The sequence below is a fragment of the Bradyrhizobium sp. KZN70725 genome, from assembly GCF_055264925.1.
Map to the genome: position 1 here is coordinate 200,877 of NZ_JBUYWT010000012.1, position 6,350 is coordinate 207,226.

The window sequence follows — 6,350 nt, forward strand, 5'->3', positions numbered from 1 at the left end:
TTCATTTCGCCGGCTTCACCTCAACCGCACCGCTTCCGCTGCGGCCATAGCGCGAGGGATTGTACATGTCCTCGACATAGGCCTGCGGCAGCACATATTTGCCCGGCGACACCGCGCGCACGACATAGGCGACCGTAAACACCGCTTTGTCGTTGGCGCCCCGATCGATCGCCGCCGTGAAGCGGTCATCGCGGAACTCGGTGTTCTTCGGCTCGACGCCGTCCTCGATCCACGCGAGCGTGCCGGAATCCCCCGATGACACCAAGTTCGGGTTGTCGATCTCGAGCCCGGCCGGCAGATAGTCGGCCACCATGATGTGACCGAACTCCGGTTTGGCTTCCGTCACCTTCAGGACAACCGCGAAGCGGTCATTCTGTTTCGCCTTGGTGACATCGGCCGGCTTGCCGTCGAGCGTGAAATAGCTGCGCTCGATCTTGAAGCCGTTGGAGGCCGCCGGCTCCGGCGTGACCGGCGAGCCCGACACCGAGATCACCGCCTGCACCGGCGCATCGCCGGTATTGGTGATCCTGAGCGGCTGGCCGGTCATCTCCTCGGCCTTGTAGCTGCGATAGACCGCGGTCTTGACCGGCTGGCCGTTGATGTCGAGCGCCAGCGTCTCCTTGGCGAGCGCCCGCGCCGCCAGCACCATCCACGCATTTTCCTGCGTCGAGGTGTAGGGCGACAGTCCCCGCGCCGCCTCGACCCGCAGCACGGCTTGGGTCAGCGTGGTGCGCGGTGCATTGCCTTCGCCAGCGAGCGAGACCAGCGCAGCAGCATCGCGCAGCGCCGAGCCGTAGTCGACCCGACCGAACTCGATCACGGGTTTCGGGTTCAGCGCATCGAGCGCGGCACCATAGACCCGCTCGGCCCTCGCCTTGTCGCCGACCAGCGCCAGCGCCGCCGCAAGCTGGGCCTTGGAGATCGGGGTCGCCAGATTGTTCAGCTTGGTGTCGGCGAGATAGCGCAGATCACCGATCGGCGCCGCGCCGTTGCGCGCGAGCACATAGAGGCCGTAGGCCAGATCGCGGCCGCCGTCCTTCTCCGGCTCGTTGGCATTGACCACCGAGTTCCTGACGCGGTCGAGCGCGTTCTTGAACAGCACGTCCGGCACCGCAAAGCCCTTTTCGCGGGCCCGGGTCAGGAAGTCTGTGACGTAGGCATCGAGCCAGGCGTCGTCGCCGCCCGCCGACCACAGGCCAAACGAGCCGTTGGACCCCTGTCGAGCGAGGAGCCGCTCGATCGCGTCGCGGATGCGCTGGTCGACCGCGGTGTCCATCGCAAGATGGGCACCGGCGGCGAGATCATTGACATAGAGCAACGGCAACGCGCGGCTCGTGATCTGCTCGGAGCAGCCATACGGGTAGCGGTCGAGCGCCTTCAGAATGCTCGCGGCATCGAGCGCGGTCGACAGGCTCGCCGAGACCGAAACGCTGCCGGTACCCGGCACAAGATCGGAGAACATGTCCGAGGTCAGCGTCAGGCTTTCGCCCTTCGCCAGCGTGCGGATCGAACGGCGCGCCAGAACCTGGGTCGCCGGCTTGACGTCGAGCGCATAATGCCGCGCCAGCGTCAGCCCGTTCGGCCCGGAGATGTCGACGTCGAACTCGGCACGTCCGGCGCCGCCGGCCTCGAGGCCCAGCGACAGCGAGGAGCGCTGCTTGGCGGCGAGCTTCACCGTCGTGGTCGAATTGCCGGAAGCCTTGATCGGGCCGCTCGCCTTGACGCTGATGGCATAGTTGCCGGCGGCACCTTCGACATTGTCGATATCCATGCTGATGGTGCCCTTGTCACCGGTCAGCAGGAAGCGCGGCAAGGTCGCGGTCACCACCACGGGATCGCGCACGATCACGTCGACATTGGCGCGGCCGACCTTGGTTGCGCTCCACGCCACCGCCATCACCCGCGCGGTGCCGGCAAATTCCGGGATATCAAAGCTCACCTCGGCCGTCCCGTCAGGCCCGACCGTGAGGATGCCGGAATAGAGCGCGAGCGGCTTCTGCGTTGGCGGCGAGCCCTGCAGCTCGGCGCCGGCAGAGTCGCCGCCGCTGCGGATCTGGCCGCGGGTACCTTGCATGCCGTCGATCAGCTGGCCGTAGAGGTCGCGGATCTCGGCGGTCAGGCGGCGCTGGCCAAGGTAGTAGTCGTCCGGCGCCGGCGGCTTGTAATTGGTCAAATTGAGAATGCCGACATCGACCGCGGCGAGCACCACCTTGGCATCCTCGCCGGGATTGAGCCCGCCGAGCTTGACCGGGATCTTCAGTGTCGAGCCCGGCCGCACCAACGCGGGCGGCGACAGTTCGACGGCAAGCGTGCGCGCTTTCTTGTCGATGCCGAACCATTTCAGTCCGATCGCGCGGCCGGGCATGCGCCCGGCGGCGGCATCGAGCGGACGGCGCAACGTCGTCATGACATACGCGCCGGTGCCCCAGTCCTTGCCGACGGAGAGCTTGACCTGCCGGGTGCCCTCCGTGACGTCGACGCTTTGGGTGGTCAGCAGGCGGTCGCCAAGCACATAGACCGTCAGCTTGCCTGACGTGCGCGCATTGACCGACACGGTCATCGTGTCGCCCGAGGCATATTCCGGCTTGTCGATCGAGGTTTCCAATAGATCGGGCGTGTCGGCGCTGCCGTCGGAATACCAGCCGACGTCGAACTGCACCGAGGTGACGGGGCCGTCGGCGTCGGTCGATTTCACGTCGAGCCGGTAGCGGCCGGGCTGCGGCTGGAAGGCCAGGCGCATCGGCTTGTCGGCCGCGAGGTTGACGTCGCCATCGGCGACGCGGCGGGTCGACTTGACCGGCTCATACTGCCAGGACGAATTCTGCCGGTACCACTGGTAACGCGACTCCAGCTTCAACAGCTCGTAGCGCAGCCCGTTGCGCGGCAGCTGCTTGCCGTCGGGCGCGACGAACACGACGTCGAACTCGGCCTTGTCGCCCTCGGCAACGCTCTTGTCGCCGAACAGCGGCTTGACGCCGATCAGCGAGGCGCCAGGCGCCACCGGCAGCACGATCTTGCGTTCCACCGAGCGGCCGCCGGTCTCCGCCATGCGGATGTAGATCTGGGCCTCCTGTGGCCGCGTCGAGGTCGGCACCTTCTCGAGCTTCACCGGAAAGGTCGCCGCGCCGTTGGCATCGGCCTCCGGCAGGTCCTCGATCGGGGTCCGCTCGTTGCTCGCGGTCTGCTCGTCGTCGACGCCGAACTGATAGCCGGCATAACCGGGCCGGCCGTTCGCCGCGGGCGCTACCAGCATGTCGCCCTCGAGCTGCAGGCCCGAGGCCGGCGCGCCGTAGAGGAAATGGCCGGAGACCTGAAGCTCCACTGGAACTTCAGCTTTGATCACCTTCTCCTTGCTGGTCAGATCGAATTCGACCCGTTCGGGAATGTAATCCTCGACCATGAAGGTGGTCTCGCCGACCGACGAGCCCTTCGGGTCGGTAAAGACACGGGCGCGCCAGGTGCCGGTCGGCACCGCCGAATTGAGCGCCACCGCCAGCAGCCGGCCGCCGGCGCCCTGGTCGGGCAGCACGGCGCGGCGGAATTCGACGCCGTCGGGGCGCTCGATCACCATGGTCAGCGGCGTCCCGGTCAGGGCATTGCCCTGCCCGTCGCGCAACAGCGCGGTCAGATAAACGGTCTCGTTGGAGCGGTAGACGCCACGCTCGGCGTAGACGAAGGCGTCCGCGCCGGCCGGGATCGCCCGGCCCGCGACGCCGCGGTCGGTGAGGTCGAACGCATTGGTCTTCAGGCTCAAGAAGGCATAGTCGGCCTTCTCGCCCGTGACGGTCAGCAGTGCCGGCGACAACCCGCCCTCGCCCCGGGCCAGGCCTTGCTCGAACAGCACATGGCCGGCGGCATCGGTCTTGCGGGTCGCCAGGATCTCATTGTTGCGGGCGACCAGCTTCACGTCGGCGTTGGCGACCGGTTCGGTCGAAGCCAGCGAGTTGACGAAGACGTGGATACCGTCATTGCCGGAAAAGGCCGACAGGCCCATGTCCGAGACGATGAACCATTGCGTCGCCAGCGTGCCGTCGTCGTCGGTCCCCGGCCCCTTGGCCGCGGCGGTCATGACATAGACACCGGGTTGCAGGTCGCCGAGCGCCTGGTCGACCGGAAACGCCGTGACGACGTCCTGGTTCAGCGTGGTCGCAGTCGCAAGCTCGCCGGACCACACCTTGACGCCGCGCTGGTCGCCGAGATCGGAGAGCTGGTAGCGGCTCAGCGTGCTCTGGAAGTCGCTGTCGATCACCGTGTTGATCAGGTTGCGGTCGCCGATCCGGAAGACGTCGACCTTGACCGCCGGCGTGTTGACGCTGACCACCGGGATACCGCGCTGTCCGGTCCGCGGCAGCACATAGGCCCGCCCAGTGAACCGCACGAACGGCTTGCGGTCGCGGACATAGATGTTGAACTCGGCCGATTTCGGCAGGGTCTCCTTGACGGTCGACGGCAGGCCGGCGCGCAGATTGATGTTGTAGCGCTCGCCGTGCTTCAGCCCGTCGACGCAGAGCTGCTGGCCTTCCGCCGACAAGGCCGGCTTGTCGGTGCCGGCGAGCGCGAGATACGGCGCGAAGTCGACGCGCTTGGCGAGTTCCTCCGAGAACTGGAAGCAGGCCCGCGGCGAGGCCGCGTCGGAATCGACGGTATAATCGAGCAGCCGGAAACCGTGCTCGCCGCGCATCTTCTCATACTGGCCGCGGACATCGGCGACCTCGCGCATGTCGAGCGACAGCCGCAAGCTGTCCAGCGCCGGGCGCCACAGCTTGCGCTCGGCAAGCGCTTTGCCGAGCACGGCCAGCGCGTCCGCCTCCTCGCCCGCATTGCCGGCGCGCTGATAGGCGATGTAGGCGGCAGTGGAGGCGCGCTCCATCAGGAACGTCTGTTCGCTGGAGCTCGCCGAGCGGATCTGGAAGATCGTCCTGGCGAGCCGCAGCCAGTTAGCGCCGTCCTCGGGCGTGGTCGCCGCGATCTGGCCGAGGATTTGCAGCCCGCCGCGGAAATCATTGCGCTTGAAGGCGGCGTCGGCGTCGGTGCGCAGGGTCGCGGCCGATTTGTTGACCGCGCCGGCCTCGCTCTTGATCTGGGCTTCCAGCTTGATCGCGGAATCGGCGAGATCGTCGCGCTTGAAGGCCTTGTCCGCGGCCTGGGCGCCCACCAGGGCGAGCAGCAGCGTGGCGCATATCGTGGCGGCACGAACCAATCCGATCATGATGGAGCTCCTGAACGCCCCGCGGTCGAACGCCGCGTTGGGGCCAAAAGTGCGCGAAAAGGTGACGGAGTGAAGGCGCGGACATGAACGGACGAAAACGTCGCAGATCGCATTGCCGACATTCCTTTGACCGGCCCCCGGCTGCAGCGTCGTGCGGCTCGGCAGGCTGGACAGGCCAACGCAGGGCGGGCGCCCTGCTCGCCTTTGTCGTTCGACCACAAAAATCGGTTCGGACGGACTTGGCGGAAAGGCGGATTTTTCATATTGGCGGTGCTACAAGGCCGCCACGGTCCCGTAGCTCAACTGGATAGAGTAGCGGATTTCTACTCCGCGGGTTGCAGGTTCGAATCCTGCCGGGATCGCCACCCTCCCTCCTCGATGAAACCATTTTCCAGAAGCCACGAAGCCGGCCGGAAACAAACCCGGCGTAGTGTCCAGGGGGTTGGACCAAGGGGCTTCGGTCATGTGGGATTTCATCAACGAATTGTATCGGGATTTTTGCCTGGCTCGCCTGCAGGAGATGCGCAAGCTCGAGCATCATATCTGACCGGGCGGAGCATCGGTGGCGATCAGCCGTTCTCGCGCCGCGGCTTGGATCACCCCAGACAATCGGACCTTCGCCAGCGCACAAGCAGCCAACACCAATCCATCGCGGGCCCCCCAGTCCCCGTATGATTACGGGGGCGCTCGAACCTTGGCGCCGGTTTTGCAGACACAAACATGACTGGGATTGCGGGCCCAGATTGGAACAGGCGCCGCCGGGACAATGCATTTCGAGCCCGGCGGCGTAATTTTTCGGGACGGGCTCACCGCCATGATCCGAACGGTCCGGCGTCAGTGCCGGGACCATTCCCTTGCTTCGCCCGCGGCCTTTCCTGCCTGGAAATCAAGCACGCTCGTTCGACGTCGATAGCTCCACCATCGAGGTGTCAGCCGGCACGGCGATGAAAAGGATCGCCGCTGGTTGATCGTCGTCCTCCTGGCCGGTCGCTCGCGAACGTCGACCGTCGGCAGCAATCAAACCAATCTCTAATCTTACTGTGTCATAAGTGGATCGGCGGGTCGCGCCCTTTGATGAGCCGGATGCAGCAAGGACACCTTTGCATGCGGCCGAGGAGCGCGACGCTCAAGCGGCGTCGCA

The 6,350-nt window shown here is 66.1% G+C and carries 1 protein-coding gene and 1 tRNA gene; one reads left to right on the plus strand and one right to left on the minus strand.

The genetic code is table 11. The annotated features are described in order from the left end of the window. Window position 1: 1 nt before the first annotated feature. On the minus strand, window positions 2-5,209 hold the full coding sequence (locus tag ACZBJS_RS14680; protein WP_463438848.1) for an alpha-2-macroglobulin family protein: 5,208 nt from the start codon (window positions 5,207-5,209) through the stop codon (window positions 2-4). Window positions 5,210-5,497: 288 nt separating this feature from the next. On the opposite strand from ACZBJS_RS14680, the gene ACZBJS_RS14685 reads away from it, so the two are divergent. Further along, window positions 5,498-5,574, plus strand: a tRNA-Arg gene (locus tag ACZBJS_RS14685). Window positions 5,575-6,350: the final 776 nt, after the last annotated feature.